The following is a 17,285-nucleotide window of genomic DNA, read 5'->3' as shown; positions in this document are numbered from 1 at the left end:
TCACGCGCCCTCCTGCTCGGCCGGAGCAGCCTGCTCGCCGCCGGCGACCTTGAACTTGCCGGGCTTCGGAGCTTCCTTCGGCAACGGCTTCTTCACGGCGTCGCGCACCGAGATCCAGCCGCCCTTGGAGCCGGGAACGGCGCCCTCGACGAGGATCAGGCCGCGCTCGACGTCGGTCTGCACCACACGCAGGTTAAGCGTGGTGATGCGATCGACACCCATGTGACCGGGCATCTTCTTGTTCTTGAAGGTCTTGCCGGGATCCTGACGTCCGCCGGTCGAACCGATCGAACGGTGGGAGATCGACACGCCGTGGGTGGCGCGCAGACCGCCGAAATTCCAGCGCTTCATGCCGCCGGCAAATCCCTTACCGACCGAGGTGCCGGTGACGTCGACGAACTGGCCGACCACGAAGTGGTCTGCCTGGATCTCGGCGCCGACCGGGATCAGCGCGTCTTCCGACACGCGAAACTCGGTGACCTTCCGCTTCGGCTCGACCTTGGCGACCGCGAACTGGCCGCGCTCTGCCTTCGGCAGATAGACGGTCTTGCGGGCGCCGGCGCCGAGCTGCAGCGCGACGTAGCCGTTCTTTTCGGTGGTGCGATGGCCAAGCACCTGGCAGTTGCCCAGCTTGAGCACGGTCACGGGGATATGTTCGCCGGTCTCCGTAAAGACCCGCGTCATCCCGACCTTTTGTGCGATCACTCCGGAGCGCATCGGCGTGCTTCCTGTTCTTTCTGTCCGCTAACGTCGGACGATCCTGAAAATCTTAGAGCTTGATCTCGACGTCGACACCGGCGGCCAGGTCGAGCTTCATCAAAGCATCGACGGTCTGCGGGGTCGGGTCGACAATGTCGAGAAGGCGCTTGTGGGTGCGCATCTCGAATTGCTCGCGGCTCTTCTTGTCGACGTGCGGCGAACGGTTGACGGTGAACTTCTCGATGCGGGTGGGCAGCGGAATGGGTCCGCGAACCTGGGCACCGGTACGTTTCGCCGTGTTCACGATCTCACGGGTCGACGTATCGAGGATTCGATGGTCGAACGCCTTGAGACGGATGCGAATATTTTGGCCGTTCATTGCCGTTGTCTTTCTTTGTCGCTTAATACGAGTAGTGAGCAGCGAATAGCGAATGAAACCATTCGCTATTCGCCTTTCCTGTTCTCTTTACTCGATGATGGCGGCGACGACGCCGGCGCCGACGGTGCGGCCGCCTTCGCGGATCGCGAAGCGCAGCTTTTCTTCCATTGCGATCGGCACGATCAGGTGCACTTCCATCGCGATGTTGTCGCCCGGCATCACCATTTCGGTGCCTTCGGGCAGGTGCACGACGCCGGTCACGTCGGTGGTGCGGAAGTAGAACTGGGGCCGGTAGTTGGTGAAGAACGGGGTGTGACGACCGCCCTCTTCCTTGGTCAGGATGTAGGCCTCAGCCTTGAACTTGGTGTGCGGCTTGACCGAACCCGGCTTCGCCAGCACCTGGCCGCGCTCGACTTCCTCGCGCTTGGTGCCGCGGAGCAGCGCGCCGATGTTGTCGCCGGCCTGGCCCTGATCGAGCAGCTTGCGGAACATTTCGACGCCCGTGACGATGGTCTTCTGGGTGTCGCGCAGGCCGACGATTTCGATTTCCTCGCCGACCTTGATGATGCCGCGCTCGACACGGCCGGTGACGACGGTGCCGCGGCCCGAGATCGAGAATACGTCTTCCACCGGCATCAGGAACGGCTGGTCAACCGGACGCTCCGGCTGCGGAATGTACTCGTCGACATTGCGCATCAGCTCGAGGATGGCGTCGTGGCCGAGCTTCTTGTCCTTGTCTTCGAGGGCGGCGAGCGCCGAGCCCTTGATGATCGGGATCTTGTCGCCCGGGAATTCGTACTTCGAGAGCAGCTCGCGGACTTCGAGCTCGACGAGCTCGAGCAGTTCCGGATCGTCGACCATGTCGCACTTGTTCAGGAATACGACGAGCGCGGGAACGCCGACCTGACGGGCGAGCAGGATGTGCTCGCGGGTCTGCGGCATCGGGCCGTCGGCAGCCGACACGACCAGGATCGCACCGTCCATCTGGGCGGCGCCGGTGATCATGTTCTTCACGTAGTCGGCGTGGCCGGGGCAGTCGACGTGGGCGTAGTGACGATTGGTCGTCTCATACTCGACGTGAGCGGTCGAGATGGTGATGCCGCGCGCCTTCTCTTCCGGCGCCTTGTCGATCTGGTCGTACGCCGTGAACGTCGCACCGCCGGTTTCAGCCAGCACCTTGGTGATCGCTGCGGTCAGCGAGGTCTTGCCATGGTCGACGTGACCGATGGTTCCGATGTTGCAGTGCGGTTTAGTACGTTCAAACTTTGCTTTGGCCATTTGACTCTCCGTTCAGTCGTTAGTTGCAACCAACGACAATCAGGCAAACTTCTTCTGGACTTCTGCCGACACGTTCGCCGGCGCTTCAGCGTAGTGATCGAATTGCATCGTAAAGGTTGCGCGCCCCTGGCTCATCGAGCGCAGGTTATTCACGTACCCGAACATGTTCATCAGCGGCACCATGGCGTTGATGACGTTGGCGTTGCCGCGCATGTCCTGGCCCTGGATCTGGCCGCGCCGGGAATTCAGGTCGCCGATGACCGAACCGGTGTAGTCTTCCGGGGTCACCACTTCGACCTTCATGATCGGCTCGAGCAGAACGGACTTGCCCATCTGCAGCGCCTCGCGGAAGCAGGCGCGCGTGGCGATTTCGAAGGCCAGCGCCGACGAGTCGACGTCGTGGAACTTACCGTCGATGAGCTGCACCTTGACGTCGACCACCGGGAAGCCGGCGACCACGCCCGAGGACAGCACGCTCTCGAGACCCTTTTCGACGCCGGGGATGTATTCCTTCGGCACCGCGCCGCCGACGATCTTGGACTCGAACTCGTAGCCCTTACCCGCCTCGTTCGGCTCGACGATGATGGTCACGGCCGCGAACTGGCCGGTACCGCCGGTCTGCTTCTTGTGGGTGTAGCTGTGCTCGACGCGCTTGGTGACACGCTCACGGAACGCCACCTGCGGCGCGCCGATATTGGCGTCGACCTTGTAGGTGCGCTTGAGGATGTCGACCTTGATGTCGAGATGGAGTTCGCCCATGCCCTTCAAGATGGTCTGGCCGGACTCGTGGTCGGTCGACACGCGGAAGGACGGATCCTCCGCGGCGAGCTTGGCCAGCGCCACGCCCAGCTTTTCTTGGTCGGCCTTCGACTTCGGCTCGATCGCGATCTCGATCACCGGCTCCGGGAATTCCATCTTTTCGAGGATGACCTGGTTGTTGGGGTCGCACAGCGTGTCACCGGTGCGCGCTTCCTTCAGACCGGCCAGCGCGACGATGTCGCCGGCATAGGCTTCCTTGATGTCTTCGCGGTTGTTCGCATGCATCAGCAGCATGCGGCCGATACGTTCCTTCTTCTCGCGGGTCGAGTTCACGACGCCGGTGCCCGACTGCAGGATGCCGGAGTAGATGCGGCAGAAGGTGATGGTGCCGACGAAGGGGTCGTCCATGATCTTGAACGCGAGCAGCGACAGCGGCTCCTTGTCGTCCGCTTTGCGCACGACTTCGTTGCCCTTGTCGTCGGTGCCCTTGATCGCGGGCACGTCGAGCGGCGACGGCAGATAGTCGACGACGGCGTCGAGCAGCGGCTGCACGCCTTTGTTCTTGAACGCCGAGCCGCAGAGCACGGGATAGAACGCGCCGGTCAGCACGGCCTTGCGGAGCAAGCGCTTCAACGTCGCCTCATCCGGCTCCTTGCCGTCGAGATAGGCGGCCATGGCGTCGTCGTCGAGCTCGACGGCGGCTTCCACCATCTTCTCGCGGTATTCCTTGGCCTGGTCGACGAGGTCGGCCGGGATATCGACGTAATCGAACTTCGCGCCGAGCGATTCATCATTCCAGATGATGCCCTGCATCTTCACGAGGTCGACGAGACCCTTGAAGTTGTTCTCAGCGCCGATCGGCAGCTGGATCGCGATCGGCTTGGCACCGAGGCGGTCGACGATGTCGGCGAGACACTTGAAGAAGTCGGCGCCGGTCTTGTCCATCTTGTTGGCGAAGACGATGCGCGGAACCTTGTACTTGTCGCCCTGGCGCCAGACGGTTTCGGTCTGCGGCTCGACGCCCTGGTTGGAGTCGAGCACGCACACGGCGCCGTCGAGCACGCGCAGCGAACGCTCGACTTCGATGGTGAAGTCGACGTGGCCGGGGGTGTCGATGATGTTCAGGCGCTTGCCGTTCCAGAACGCGGTGGTGGCAGCCGAGGTGATCGTGATGCCACGCTCCTGCTCCTGCTCCATCCAGTCCATCGTCGCGGCACCTTCGTGCACTTCGCCGATCTTGTGGCTCTTGCCGGTATAATAAAGGATGCGCTCGGTGGTCGTGGTCTTGCCGGCGTCGATATGCGCCATGATACCGAAGTTACGGTAGTCCTCGATGGCATGTTGGCGGGGCATGGGCTGTTCCTTAAATCCGTTCTTCGCCGTTACCAGCGATAATGCGAGAAGGCACGGTTGGCTTCCGCCATCCGATGCACGTCTTCACGCTTCTTGACAGCGTTCCCCCGGTTGTTCGACGCGTCGAGCAGCTCGGCCGAGAGCCGCTCCGTCATCGTCTTTTCGTTACGCTCGCGCGCCGCGGTGATCAGCCAGCGAATGCCCAGCGCCTGACGGCGGACCGAGCGGACTTCGACCGGCACCTGGTAGGTGGCGCCACCGACGCGGCGCGACCGCACTTCGATGGTCGGCATGACGTTTTCCAGCGCCTGCTCGAACACCGTGAGCGGCCCCTGCTTGGTCTTGGCCTCGATCATGGCAAGCGCGCCGTAGACAATGTTTTCGGCGGCGGACTTCTTGCCGTCGTACATGATCGAATTCATGAACTTCGTAATGATGACGTTCCCGAACTTCGGATCCGGGTTGACTTCACGCTTTTCGGCAGAATGGCGACGAGACATCGTATCTGTTCCCGCTTACTTCGGACGCTTCGCGCCGTACTTCGAACGACGCTGCTTACGGTTCTTGACGCCCTGGGTATCGAGGACGCCGCGGAGGATGTGGTAGCGAACGCCGGGCAAGTCCTTGACGCGGCCGCCGCGGATCATGACCACCGAGTGCTCCTGAAGGTTATGGCCTTCACCCGGGATGTAGCCGATCACCTCGAAGCCGTTGGTCAGGCGCACCTTGGCGACCTTACGAAGCGCCGAGTTCGGCTTCTTCGGGGTCGTGGTGTAGACGCGCGTGCAAACGCCGCGCTTCTGCGGCGACTGCTGCAGCGCCGGCACCTTCTTGCGCGACTTCTGTACCGTACGCGGATTTGCGATCAGCTGGTTGATCGTCGGCATGTAGCCTTCACCCTTTAGTTCACGCGAAACCTTGAATGGCTTTCGCAAATTCTTCTCGGAACTAGCCGTTCCGTTCGGCCCGCCCTGCGCAGAAAAAAAACATCCACGCAAAACGAAATCGCGCCAACCACTCATCGCTGAGCGGAAAGCGCTTCGACGCCACAGAGGACCGCGATTGAAGGCCGATCAGCGGTCGCTGTCCGGCCTGCTTCCGAGGTCATGCATCCGAGTTCACTCTCAAGAGGACGTGCTCAAGAGAACTAAAATCGTCCTGGCATTGCCTAGCAATATATCGACAGCGTTTGAGCGGCATTCGTCGAGGTTGGTGCCCGTCTCTAGTCCAGAAGGATTTGAAAGGGTGTTCCGTTCCGACGCTGGCGTTGCTCACCGCCTGTCGTTAAGTGGCCGTCTTCTATAAGCGGTGGATAGCTAAGTCAAGCGAAACGAGAACACTGGAAATGCCTATGGGGGCAGCGGATTCAGCGCTTCGCCTGAATTCGGGAAGTCCGAAATAGGCGACATCCCGCCCTGCCCTGTGCCGATCGAGTCGCCAATTTTACCCGGGCAAATATATCCAGAAACATTATTCTGGTCGCTTTCAGTAGAAAACCGGAGTTCCGACTAAGCTTTCGTTTGCCTTTCGGGGTGCAAAAATGTCGCACCCCGGCCGAGATTCCCTATGAAATACACCGACATTGCGATCATCGGGGGCGGCCTAGCCGGCTCGACCGCAGCCGCCATGCTCGGACGCTCGGGAATTCCGACGGTCCTGATCGATCCGCATCAGGTCTATCCGTTCGACTTCCGCGTCGAAAAAATCAGCGGCGACGAACAGCTCGACCGCTTCTACCAGACCGGAATCGCCGATTCGGTGCTGCGCTCGGCCACCCATGACGGGGAAAACTGGATCGCGCGATTCGGCTATCTCCTCGACAAGAAGCCGAGCCGCCAATACGGCATCATGTATGACGCGCTGGTTGGCGCGGTCCGCGCCGAAATCCAGCCTCCGGCCGAACTCGTCTACGCCAAGGTGACGGACGTGGCGACCAGCGCGGAGCGGCAGACGCTGACGCTGTCCGACGGCGAAACCATCTCGGCGCGGCTGGTGGTGCTGGCCAATGGACTGAGCGTCGGGCTGCGCCGAAATCTCGGCATCGAGCGCCAGGTCATCAGCGCCAGCCATTCGATCTCGATCGGGTTCGACCTCGTGCCGGTCGGCCGCCCGGCCTTCGAATTCCCGGCTTTGACCTATTTTTCGGAACGGACGAAGGAGCGCGTTGCCTATGTGACGCTGTTCCCGATCGAAAAGCGGATGCGGGCCAACCTTTTCGTCTACCGCGAGGTCGACGACCCCTGGCTGCGCGAGATGCGGCACAGGCCGGTCGAGACCATAAACGCCGTGCTGCCGCGGCTACGCCGGATCACCGGCGAATACGCCGTTGCCGGCGACGTCAAGATCCGCCCGGCCGATGTCTATGTCTCGACCGGCTATCGCCAACCCGGCGTCGTTCTGGTCGGCGACGCCTTTGCCGCCACCTGCCCGGTCACCGGCACCGGCACCGACAAGGTGTTCACCGACGTGGCGCAGCTTTGCAACGTTCACATCCCCGCCTGGCTTGCCACCGAGGGCATGAGCGAAGCCAAGATCGCTTCCTTCTACGACGATCCGGTCAAGCAGGCCTGCGACGCCTGGTCGATGGGGAAAGCGATCAGTTTCCGCAAGGTCACGATCGAGAACGGGCCGTACTGGCGGGCACAGCGCTGGGCGCGCTTCCTGGCGTGGTTCGGCGAAGGCGCGTTGCGGCGGATGCGCAACGCCATCAGTGCGGACTCAAACCGCCCTGCTCACTCCTCGTCGTCATCCTCATCGTCGTCATCGTCTTCATTGTCGTCGTCGGCCTGAGACGTGGCGTTGTGCGGCGTGCGGCCCTGGTCGTCCCAGAGCTTGCGATAGACGCCGTTGGCTGCGAGCAATTGCGCATGCGAGCCGCGCTCGATGGCACGGCCGCCTGAAATCACGATGATCTCGTCCATCTCGACCACCGATGTCAGGCGGTGGGTCGACCAGATCATGGTGCGTCCCTCGGCCACGTTGAGCAGCGTGCGGTTGATCGCCGCTTCCGTGGTCTGGTCGAGCGCCGAGGTCGCTTCATCGAGCAGCAGCAGCGACGGATTGCGGATGATGGCGCGTGCGATCGCGATGCGCTGGCGCTGGCCACCCGACAGCGTATCGCCGCGTTCGCCGACCGCCGTGTCGTATTTCTGCGGCAGGCTCATGATGTAGCTGTGGATCTCGGCCTTGCGCGCGGCTTCCTCGACCTCCGCGTCGCTGGCGCCTTCCTTGCCGAGCCGGATGTTCTCGCGGATCGTCATGTTGAACAGCATGTTCTCCTGGAACACGATGGCCATACCGCTGCGCAGGGATTCGCGGGTCACGCGGCGGATATCGACGCCATCGATCGCCACCCGCCCCTCGTCCGGCGTGTAGAGCCGCAGGATCAGGTTGAGCAACGTGCTCTTGCCCGAGCCGCTGGGGCCGACGATCGCAATGCGCTTGCCGACATTGAGCTTGAGGCTGAAATTGTCGAGCACAGGCGTCTCGCTGCCTTCATAGGCGAAGGTGACGCGCTCGAAGCTGATGTCGTTGGTGATGCGCGGCAGATCGGGCGCGCCCGCACGGTCGGCCCCGCGCGTCGGCTCATCCAGCAATTCCTGGATATGCCGCACCGCCGCCGCCGACTGGATCGACACCGGAATGAAATGCATCAGATGAGCGATGTTGTAGGACACCTCCCAGAACGCGCTCTCGAAGGTGACGAAGGTGCCGATGGTGATCTGGCCCTTGGTGGCGAGATAGGCGCCGATCGCCAGCACGACGAGGTGCAGCAACAGCACCGAAATGGTGACGGTGCGCTCCACCATGGTGGAGAGGAAGACCGCGGACGCGGTCTTGATGCGCACATCCTGGTTGCGCAAGGTGAACCAGCCGAGCGTGCGGCGCTGCAGGCTGAACGCCTTGATCACCGCCTGCGCCGCCACGTTTTCCTGCACCGTGCCGAGCAGCGCCGATTCGTTGAGCTTCTGCTCGTAATTCGCCTGCACCGCCTTCGGCGTCAGGATCCTCGGCCCGATCAGCGTAATCGGGAATATCAGCAAGGCGACCGCCGCAAGCTGCCAGTTCAAAAACAGCATCAGGATGATGCCGGCGATCAGTTCCAGGAACGGCAGCGCCGCGCTGTTGGCGAAGGTTTTGACCGAGCTTTCATAGGCCGCGAGGTCAATCGAGAAGCGCGAGAGAATCTCGCCGCGCTTGGTCCGGGCGAAATATGACGCCGGCAGGTTCTGGACGTGCTCGAACAGCCGCGTCCGCACGTCAGCGATGACGCCAGCAGCCAGCCGTGCGTCCCATTTCTCGTACCAGACCGCAATGATCGACGTGACGATGCCGGCGACGGCGAGCACACCGAGGATCTTGTAGAGTGCCTGGAAGTCCTCCTCGCCGAGCGCATCGTCGATCAGGAATTTCAGGCTCAACGGCATGATGACGTTGAACAGCGTCTCGACCAGGACGCCGAAGGTCACGAAGACCAGCAGGTTCCTGTAATTGCCGAGATACGGCTTGGTGAAGCCGTAGATCGTCGCCATCGCGCCGGCGGCTTCCTTGGCGGTGAAGACGACGAGATCCTCGTCATCATCATCGTCGTCGAGGTCCAGCTCGGCGTTCTTGTCGGCTTTGTCGGCGTCATCGGCAGGTGCAGCCTTGCCACCGGTGAGCGGCGCGACAGCCTCCAGCACAAGCTTCTTCGTGAGCTCCGGATCGTCAGCCGGAACGGGATTCCGATCATCCGAAGAAGGAGGCTTGGACGCCATGAAACCAACCGATGCTGCACGGCCGGCATGACCGCAAATCGAACGCGGCAGCAGAAAATGCTACCGCGGCGATCCTATGCGATCGGGATGAATTCGGCAAAACAATTGGAGCGGCCGGCCCTGATCAGAACCGGCCGGGGGCCAATAGCGTTTTCAAGCGAAGTGGACACCGGTTCGCATGAAGAAAACGCGTCAAAACAAGAATCTGGAGCTTCGGCTCTGATTCAATCAGAACCGAAGCTCTAGTCTTCCGATTCGACCTTGTCGAAGAACGAATAGCGCAGGCTGTCGGCGTCGGCGTACCACTGCCCCGGGCCCTTGTTGGCCGCCAGCGTCGCCGCCCACACCGCATCGGTGCAATCGCGCCGGTGCATCGAAAGGTCGAAGCCGTTGCCGAAGAACAATTCGGACCATTCCCACCAGGTGCCGAGCTTCTTCACGCCGCGCAACAGGTCGTAGCGGTCGATCAGCGCAGGCGCCATGTCAGATGTCACCGACCCGAACACCAACCCGGTCTTGACGACGCGGTTGAGCTCGCGCACTGCGCGCGGGACCTGTTTTTCGGAGACGTGACACAGGCTGGTCTCGAACACGAAATCGAATTCGTCGTCCTTGAACGGCATGTCGACGATGGAGCCGAGCTTGTTGAACTTGCGCAGCGCCTTCGGCGTCTTGGCGTGGACCGCCTTGTTGTTTTCGATGCCCCAGGCATCGATGCCGCGTTCGCGCAACGCGCCGACCAGTTCGCCGCTGGCAGAGCCCGCCACGAGCAGCTTGTAGCCCTTGGCCCTGTTCCAGACGATCCTGATCAGGTCGATCAGATAAGCCGGGTCGGTGAACCGGCTCCAGACTTCGCTGTAAGGACCCAGCCCACGATAATTATCGAAATAGCTGCGATCGATCTTGTCGGACGTTGCTTCGCCCGCTTGCGTGCGGGCGCGGCGCAGCCGCATCATCTCGGTCAAAATGATGTCGGTCGCAGCATCCGAGGAATCGAGCAGGCCGTTCAGTGTCGAATCGAACAGATAGTCGCCGACCACGACGATGCCCGGATGCTCTTTCGGTTCTGGGCGATGGTTGGTCATGACGTCACGCACCGGCAGGCCGCCCGGCAGCGCGTTCACCGACGACAACCAGCGATGGATCTTGCCTTCCATGAAATGATCGCGGGCATTGCCGAGAGGCGGCGGCAACGACTTCAGCGCGGCGTCGATCAGCTCCTGGTCGCTGAGATTGGCAAACGCCAGCGCATCCGAGCCGGCGATCAGCCAGTTGAGCACGCCGTGCCTGCCGACGTCGTGGCGGGCGCCCTCATTGTAGACGCAGCAGCCGCCGAACGCTTCCGACATGAACCAGGCGCCGGGGATTTTCTCGCCCCAGAACGGTTCGTCGAACAGGATCGACACGCGCAAATAATGCGCCGGTCGATCGAAATAGGCGACGTGCTTGACCATCGACTTGCGCAGGTCTTCGCCATCCCAGCGCATGGTGGCGAGCCAGGAATGCGGCAGGCACATCAGCACGAGATCGAAATCTCGCGTCTCCGGCCCCTTCCCGTTCATCATGTTGAGCTGGTAGCGGCCGGCGGCGGTCTTTCCGACCTTCAGCACGCGATGATTGAGCTGGATTTCGGCATCGACTTCCGAGCGCAGGCACTCGATCAACTGCTCATTGCCGTTCTGGATCGAATACAGGCCGATATAGCCGTCGATATCCATCACGAAGTTCTTCAGCGCGTTCAGGCCGTTGGTATTGTGGCTCTCGGTCGCGATATCGGAACGCGCCATCACCTTGAGGAAGCGCTTGGCGGTGGGATCGTCGACTTCCTTGTCGAGCACTTCCTCGCAGGTCATGTAGGCCCAGGGGTGCTCGTTGTCGTGGGCGCCGACGCCCTCGTAATATTCGATCGGCGACACCAGGTCGGAGCAGCGCTTGCGGAAGGCTTCAATCGCAGCGGCGGTTTTCGCGCCGTATTTGCGACGCATGCCGGGAACATCCGCGAGCAGTTCGCCGTCGAGTTGCACCTGCTCGGCATCCATCGGGATGGTCTGCAGGCCGAAATGCTGGATCAGTTCCCGCAGGGGATCCGGGCCGGTCATCGAATAATCGTAGATTTCCGCGACGCCCGCCTCATACATCGCCGGCGCGGAATCGAATTTACGCGAGACGACCTTGCCCCCGACGCGGTCGGACGCCTCGTAGATGGTGACGCGGCAAAGATCGCCGAGCTTTTTCTTCAGATACCAGGCGCTCATCAGCCCGCCCGGGCCGCCGCCTACGATTGCAAGATCCAACATGTCGTTTCCGTCGCCCTCCGGCCCCCTGCCTATTGGAAAGCAGCCGGTCTAAACCGCAAGCAAAAGCGCTTTTCACCCTGAAGGGAAGATGAACAAAGCAGGTCCTCGCAACGCAGCAATGAAAGAAAGCAGCAAAAAGGCCGGCTTGCGCCAGCCATTTGTCTTCGCACCGTATTCTTGCGGATGTCCTATTCGGCCAGCGGATGGGCCGGCCAGTGTGCTCTAGCCGCCACGGAATGCCTTGCCGGCAAGCAGGCTGACAAGCTCCTGCTGGCGCGAGAGGCCGGTCTTCGAGAGCACGGCCTTGAGCTGGCTGCGCACCGTTTCCCGGTTGACGCCGGTCGCGTCGGCCAGTGCGTCGACCGTTTCAGCCCGGCCGATGCCCCGCGCCACCCGCGCTTCCGCCGGCGTCAGGTCGAACAGGCCTTGCAAGACCTCCGCGGTCGGCACCACGGCGCGATCGACCGGGGTCACCACCAACAGCGCGGTAGCCTGCGTGAAGATATCGCGTGCATCGCCGCGCACGGGGATGACATGCAGCACCATCGGCACGCGGGTTGCCGTCGCAGCGACCGGTATTGACTTCACGGTCCGGCCATCGGCAAGAGACTTCGGGCCGAGCGCTTCGGCAAGCAGCGCGTCCGCCGTGACAGCCGTCATCGTTACGCGCTCGATCCGATCCTGAAACAGCGAAGGGACCAGCGCTTCGAACAGGCCGTTGGCGGCGAATACCCGGCCGCGCCCGCGCAGCACCGCGCCCGGCAGGCCCAGCACCTGCAAGGCTTCAGCCTGCGCATGCGCGCGCTCGAAGCCAAGGCGATTTGCTGCCAGGGAGGCCCGGGCCAGATGCGGCCGCAGCCCATCCAGCAAGGTGACGACTTCTCGCGGCACCGGACCGAGATCCTGATGCCGCGGCACGACAATCGCTATCGAATCGCCGCTCGGCATCGGGATGATCGTTCCGGCCCGGTAGCCGATGCCGTGCTTGCGGTAAAAATTGCAATAGACGTCGTTGGTCGCAATCTCCTCCTCCGAGAGGAGATCGAAGTCGGTAACGAAGCCTGCGTGATTGAGTGCGATGGCACGCGGCAGATTGGGATCGCGTTCGCTCCATCCCTCTCCCAGGAAAACCGGCATCAGCTTGTCATATTCGACGGAATTGACCGCGCTTGTGTAGCCGTCCCGCACGCCGAACAGAAAGCCGCCATTGCCGCCGACCGCGGCACTGAGTTCGCCAAGCAGGGCCGGCCACTGGGAAGGAACGAGCCCCGCCTCGTAAATACGATCGATCAAGGGTTCAAGATGAGCCATCTCGCTCATGAGCAACTATTACCGTTGTGGCAGGACGCCCCTCGCCGACTTGATAGCAGGCATCCCCCATCTGGGTGAAGCGCCAGATCGCTTTCCTCCGCACAAAGAAAAAGCCGGCTTCGCAGCCGGCTTTCTTGTCGATCTGGAACCTGACGGAACCCTTACTCCGCCGGCGGCAGCGCCAGCGGTTCGGCTTCGGGAGCGGTCGGCACGATCGTCGACTGCTTCTCGCGCTCGTCGAGGATCAGCTTGTCGCGCTTGACCGCGACTTCGCGGATCTTGGCCATCGAGGCGCCGGTGCCCGCCGGGATCAGCCGGCCGACAATGACGTTCTCCTTGAGGCCTTCCAGCGGATCCACCTTGCCGTTGACGGCGGCTTCGGTGAGCACGCGGGTGGTCTCCTGGAACGAGGCCGCCGAGAAGAACGAGCGGGTCTGCAGGCTCGCCTTGGTGATGCCGAGCAGAACCGGCGTTCCCGTAGCGGGCTTCTTGCCCTCTTCCTTGGCCTTCAGGTTGAGCGCGTCGAACTCGATCTTGTCGACCTGCTCGCCCGAGATCATGTCGGTGTCGCCCTGGTCGGTGACCTCGACCTTCTGCAGCATCTGACGGACAATCACTTCGATGTGCTTGTCGTTGATGAGCACGCCCTGCAGCCGGTAGACCTCCTGGATTTCGTTGACCAGATAGGCAGCGAGTTCCTCGATGCCCTTGATCGCCAGGATGTCGTGCGGCGCCGGATTGCCTTCGACGATGAAATCGCCCTTTTCGACGATGTCGCCGTCCTGCAGATGGATGTGCTTGCCCTTCGGGATCAGGTACTCGCGCGGCTCCTCGGTCTTGTCCATCGGCTCGATCGAGATGCGGCGCTTGTTCTTGTAGTCGCGGCCGAAGCGGATCGTGCCGGCGATTTCCGCGATGATGGCCGCGTCCTTTGGCTTGCGGGCCTCGAACAGTTCGGCCACCCGCGGCAGACCGCCGGTGATGTCGCGGGTCTTGGCGCTTTCGGTCGAGATACGCGCCAGGATGTCACCGGCCTTGACCTTTGCGCCGGTGTCCACCGACAGAATGGCGTCGACCGACAGCATGTAGCGGGCATCGCCACCACGCGCGAGCTTGAGCACCTTGCCGTCCTTGCCCTTGACCACGATGGCCGGGCGCAGGTCGGCGCCGCCACGCGACGCGCGCCAGTCGATGACGACGCGCTTGGCGATACCGGTGGATTCGTCGAGCGTTTCCGAGATCGACTGCCCTTCCACCAGGTCCTCGAACCCGATGGTGCCTTCGACCTCGGTGAGAACCGGACGGGTGTACGGATCCCATTCCGCGATGCGCTGGCCGCGCTTGACCATGTCGCCTTCGTCGACGTGCATGCGCGCGCCGTACTGAATGCGGTGGGTCGCACGCTCGGTGCCGTCGGCATCGACGATGGCAACGACCATGTTACGGACCATCGCGATCAAGTGACCTTCGCTGTTACGGGCGATGGACTTGTTCTTGATGGTGACCTTGCCCTCGAAGTTCGATTCGACGAACGACTGCTCGTTGATCTGCGCCGCGCCGCCGATGTGGAACGTGCGCATCGTCAGCTGCGTGCCGGGTTCACCGATCGACTGGGCGGCAATGACGCCGACCGCCTCGCCGTGGTTGACCGGCGTGCCGCGGGCCAGATCGCGGCCGTAGCACTTGCCGCAGATGCCGTTGACCAGTTCGCAGGTCAGTGCCGAGCGGATCTTCACTTCCTGGATGCCGGCCTGCTGGATGGCGTCGACATGCGCCTCTTCCATCAGCGTGCCGCGCTTGACCACGACCTTATTGGAGGCGGGATCGCGCAGATCCTCGCCCGCGACACGGCCGAGAATACGCGAAGCCAGCGAAGCGACGACGGTACCGGCGTCGACGATGGCGCGCATCTTGATGCCGAGTTTGGTGCCGCAATCGTCCTGCGTGATGATGCAGTCCTGCGCCACGTCGACCAGACGGCGGGTCAGATAACCGGAGTTCGCGGTCTTCAACGCGGTGTCCGCGAGGCCCTTGCGGGCGCCGTGGGTCGAGTTGAAGTATTCGAGCACCGACAGACCTTCCTTGAAGTTGGAAATGATCGGCGTCTCGATGATTTCACCCGACGGCTTCGCCATCAGGCCGCGCATACCGGCGAGCTGACGCATCTGCGCCGGCGAACCGCGCGCGCCCGAATGCGCCATCATGTAGATCGAGTTGATGTCGGCGTCGGCGCCCTTCGGCGTCTTCTTGGTCGAGGAGATTTCCTTCATCATCTCCTTGGCGATTTCTTCGGTAGCCTTCGACCAGGCGTCGACCACCTTGTTGTACTTCTCGCCATGGGTGATCAGACCGTCATTGTACTGCTGCTCGAAATCCTTCGCCAGCGTACGGGTGGTGTCGACGATCTTCCACTTCGAGTGCGGAACGACCATGTCGTCCTTGCCGAACGAGATGCCGGCCTTGAACGCGTTGTAGAAGCCGAGCGCCATGATGCGGTCGCAGAAGATCACCGTCTCCTTTTGGCCGCAGTGGCGATAGACTTGGTCGATCACGCCGGAGATTTCGCGCTTGGTCATCAGCTTGTTGATGATGTCGTACGAAATCTTCGAGTTCTTCGGCAGCACGTTGCCGAGCATGACGCGGCCCGCGGTGGTTTCGATCCAGCGCTTGGCCTGCTTGCCGTTCTCGTCAACGCCTTCCCACCGGTACTTGATCTTGGTGTGGAGGTGGATGACCTTCGAATGCAGGGCGTGCTCGAGCTCGGCCATGTCGCCGAAGATCTTGCCCTCGCCGGGCAGGCCTTCACGCATGATCGAGAGATAATAGAGGCCGAGCACGATGTCCTGCGACGGCACGATGATCGGCTGGCCGTTCGCGGGATGCAGGATGTTGTTGGTCGACATCATCAGGACGCGCGCTTCGAGCTGCGCTTCCAGCGACAGCGGAACGTGCACGGCCATCTGGTCGCCGTCGAAGTCGGCGTTGAACGCGGCGCAGACCAGCGGGTGAAGCTGGATCGCCTTGCCCTCGATCAGCACCGGCTCGAACGCCTGAATGCCGAGGCGATGCAGCGTCGGGGCGCGGTTGAGCAGCACCGGATGCTCGCGGATCACCTCGTCGAGGATATCCCAGACCTCGGGACGCTCCTTCTCGACCAGCTTCTTCGCCTGCTTGACGGTGGTGGACAGGCCCTTGGCGTCGAGCCGCGAATAGATGAATGGCTTGAACAGTTCGAGCGCCATCTTCTTCGGCAGGCCGCACTGATGCAGACGCAGTTCGGGACCGACCACGATCACCGAACGGCCCGAATAGTCGACGCGCTTGCCAAGCAGGTTCTGACGGAAGCGGCCCTGCTTGCCCTTGAGCATGTCGGCCAGCGACTTCAAAGGCCTCTTGTTGGCGCCGGTGATGACGCGGCCACGGCGGCCGTTGTCGAACAGTGCGTCGACGGCCTCCTGCAGCATGCGCTTTTCGTTGCGGATGATGATGTCCGGCGCGCGCAGCTCCATCAGCCGCTTCAAGCGGTTGTTGCGGTTGATGACGCGGCGGTAGAGGTCGTTGAGATCCGAGGTCGCGAAGCGGCCGCCGTCGAGCGGCACCAGCGGACGCAGGTCCGGCGGAATCACCGGCACCACGGTCAGGATCATCCACTCCGGCTTGTTGCCGGAATAGCGGAAGGCTTCGACGATCTTCAGGCGCTTGGCGAGCTTCTTGTGCTTGATGTCGGACTCGGTCTCCTGCATCTCGGCGCGCAGGGACTGCTCGAGCTTTTCGAGCTCAAGACCCTTCAACAGCTCGCGGATCGCTTCGGCGCCGATCATGGCGGTGAACGAATCCTGGCCGTATTCGTCCTGCGCCTTCAGGTACTCGTCTTCCGACAGCAGCTGACGGTCCTTGAGCGCGGTCAGGCCCGGCTCCAGCACGACGTAATATTCGAAGTACAGGATCCGCTCGAGATCCTTCAGCGTCATGTCGAGCAGCAGGCCGATGCGGGACGGCAGCGACTTCAGGAACCAGATGTGGGCAACGGGCGCGGCCAGCTCGATATGGCCCATGCGCTCGCGACGGACGCGCGACAGCGTCACTTCGACCGAGCACTTTTCGCAGATGATGCCCTTGTACTTCATGCGCTTGTACTTGCCGCACAAGCACTCGTAATCCTTGATCGGCCCGAAGATGCGGGCGCAGAACAGGCCGTCGCGCTCCGGCTTGAAGGTCCGGTAGTTGATGGTCTCCGGCTTCTTGATCTCGCCGTAGGACCAGGACAGAATCTTCTCCGGGGACGCAATCGAGATCCGGATCTGGTCGAAGACCTGAGCCGGAGTCGTCGGATTGAAGAGATTCATAATTTCTTGGTTCATCGTCTTCTCCTCGCGTGCCGGTCGTCACCGGCAGCAAATTCGAAACTCTTTTAGTGCGCGCCCCGCTCAACGTCCGAGCCGAGCGCGAATG

The 17,285-nt window shown here is 62.2% G+C and carries 11 protein-coding genes; 1 reads left to right on the top strand and 10 read right to left on the bottom strand.

Annotation, left to right across the window (positions count from 1 at the left end; translation table 11 throughout):
* The 6 genes from rplC to rpsL form a co-directional block, all read right to left on the bottom strand.
* The gene (rplC, locus tag LMTR21_RS14075) at positions 1-717 is read right to left on the bottom strand and encodes a 50S ribosomal protein L3 (protein ID WP_065750115.1); all 717 of its coding nucleotides are present in this window, start codon (positions 715-717) and stop codon (positions 1-3) included.
* Between the two features lie 52 nt (positions 718-769).
* Complete coding sequence (rpsJ, locus tag LMTR21_RS14070) at positions 770-1,078, bottom strand: 30S ribosomal protein S10 (RefSeq protein ID WP_002712302.1); 309 nt, start codon at positions 1,076-1,078, stop codon at positions 770-772.
* Positions 1,079-1,165: 87 nt separating this feature from the next.
* Positions 1,166-2,356 (bottom strand): elongation factor Tu, encoded by a 1,191-nt coding sequence (tuf, locus tag LMTR21_RS14065; RefSeq protein WP_065748163.1) that lies wholly within the window; start codon positions 2,354-2,356, stop codon positions 1,166-1,168.
* A gap of 39 nt (positions 2,357-2,395) precedes the next feature.
* Positions 2,396-4,468, bottom strand: coding sequence for an elongation factor G (gene fusA / locus LMTR21_RS14060; RefSeq protein ID WP_065750114.1), 2,073 nt, complete (start codon positions 4,466-4,468; stop codon positions 2,396-2,398).
* 29 nt (positions 4,469-4,497) lie between these two features.
* Positions 4,498-4,968, bottom strand: a complete 471-nt coding sequence (gene rpsG / locus LMTR21_RS14055; protein ID WP_065728814.1) for a 30S ribosomal protein S7 — start codon at positions 4,966-4,968, stop codon at positions 4,498-4,500.
* Positions 4,969-4,983: 15 nt separating this feature from the next.
* A complete protein-coding gene (gene rpsL / locus LMTR21_RS14050; protein ID WP_027536823.1) occupies positions 4,984-5,355 on the bottom strand; it encodes a 30S ribosomal protein S12 in 372 nt (123 codons plus the stop codon).
* Positions 5,356-6,034: 679 nt separating this feature from the next.
* On the opposite strand from rpsL, the gene LMTR21_RS14045 reads away from it, so the two are divergent.
* Positions 6,035-7,258, top strand: coding sequence for an FAD-dependent oxidoreductase (locus LMTR21_RS14045; protein WP_065750113.1), 1,224 nt, complete (start codon positions 6,035-6,037; stop codon positions 7,256-7,258).
* Here LMTR21_RS14045 and LMTR21_RS14040 read toward each other — a convergent pair.
* The 4 genes from LMTR21_RS14040 to rpoC all read right to left on the bottom strand — a co-directional run bounded on the left by LMTR21_RS14040 (position 7,201) and on the right by rpoC (position 17,194).
* Complete coding sequence (locus LMTR21_RS14040) at positions 7,201-9,225, bottom strand: ABC transporter ATP-binding protein (RefSeq protein WP_065750112.1); 2,025 nt, start codon at positions 9,223-9,225, stop codon at positions 7,201-7,203. The genes LMTR21_RS14045 and LMTR21_RS14040 overlap by 58 nt on opposite strands.
* A 242-nt stretch (positions 9,226-9,467) precedes the next feature.
* Positions 9,468-11,522, bottom strand: a complete 2,055-nt coding sequence (locus LMTR21_RS14035; protein ID WP_065750111.1) for an FAD-dependent oxidoreductase — start codon at positions 11,520-11,522, stop codon at positions 9,468-9,470.
* Positions 11,523-11,744: 222 nt separating this feature from the next.
* Positions 11,745-12,842, bottom strand: a complete 1,098-nt coding sequence (locus LMTR21_RS14030; protein ID WP_084030347.1) for a helix-turn-helix transcriptional regulator — start codon at positions 12,840-12,842, stop codon at positions 11,745-11,747.
* A 152-nt stretch (positions 12,843-12,994) separates the two neighbouring features.
* Positions 12,995-17,194, bottom strand: a complete 4,200-nt coding sequence (rpoC, locus tag LMTR21_RS14025) for a DNA-directed RNA polymerase subunit beta' (protein WP_065750110.1) — start codon at positions 17,192-17,194, stop codon at positions 12,995-12,997.
* Between the last annotated feature and the right edge of the window lie 91 nt (positions 17,195-17,285).

It is taken from the genome of Bradyrhizobium paxllaeri, assembly GCF_001693515.2.
Classification (GTDB): domain Bacteria; phylum Pseudomonadota; class Alphaproteobacteria; order Rhizobiales; family Xanthobacteraceae; genus Bradyrhizobium; species Bradyrhizobium paxllaeri.
This window is presented reverse-complemented; position numbering and strand designations above follow the sequence as displayed.

Bases quoted from the DNA above. Each gene is read 5' to 3' on its own strand.
- rplC (WP_065750115.1), bottom strand. From the start codon at position 717: ATGCGCTCCGGAGTGATCGCACAAAAGGTCGGGATGACGCGGGTCTTT.
- rpsJ (WP_002712302.1), bottom strand. From the start codon at position 1,078: ATGAACGGCCAAAATATTCGCATCCGTCTCAAGGCGTTCGACCATCGA.
- tuf (WP_065748163.1), bottom strand. From the start codon at position 2,356: ATGGCCAAAGCAAAGTTTGAACGTACTAAACCGCACTGCAACATCGGA.
- fusA (WP_065750114.1), bottom strand. From the start codon at position 4,468: ATGCCCCGCCAACATGCCATCGAGGACTACCGTAACTTCGGTATCATG.
- rpsG (WP_065728814.1), bottom strand. From the start codon at position 4,968: ATGTCTCGTCGCCATTCTGCCGAAAAGCGTGAAGTCAACCCGGATCCG.
- rpsL (WP_027536823.1), bottom strand. From the start codon at position 5,355: ATGCCGACGATCAACCAGCTGATCGCAAATCCGCGTACGGTACAGAAG.
- LMTR21_RS14045 (WP_065750113.1), top strand. From the start codon at position 6,035: ATGAAATACACCGACATTGCGATCATCGGGGGCGGCCTAGCCGGCTCG.
- LMTR21_RS14040 (WP_065750112.1), bottom strand. From the start codon at position 9,225: ATGGCGTCCAAGCCTCCTTCTTCGGATGATCGGAATCCCGTTCCGGCT.
- LMTR21_RS14035 (WP_065750111.1), bottom strand. From the start codon at position 11,522: ATGTTGGATCTTGCAATCGTAGGCGGCGGCCCGGGCGGGCTGATGAGC.
- LMTR21_RS14030 (WP_084030347.1), bottom strand. From the start codon at position 12,842: ATGAGCGAGATGGCTCATCTTGAACCCTTGATCGATCGTATTTACGAG.
- rpoC (WP_065750110.1), bottom strand. From the start codon at position 17,194: ATGAACCAAGAAATTATGAATCTCTTCAATCCGACGACTCCGGCTCAG.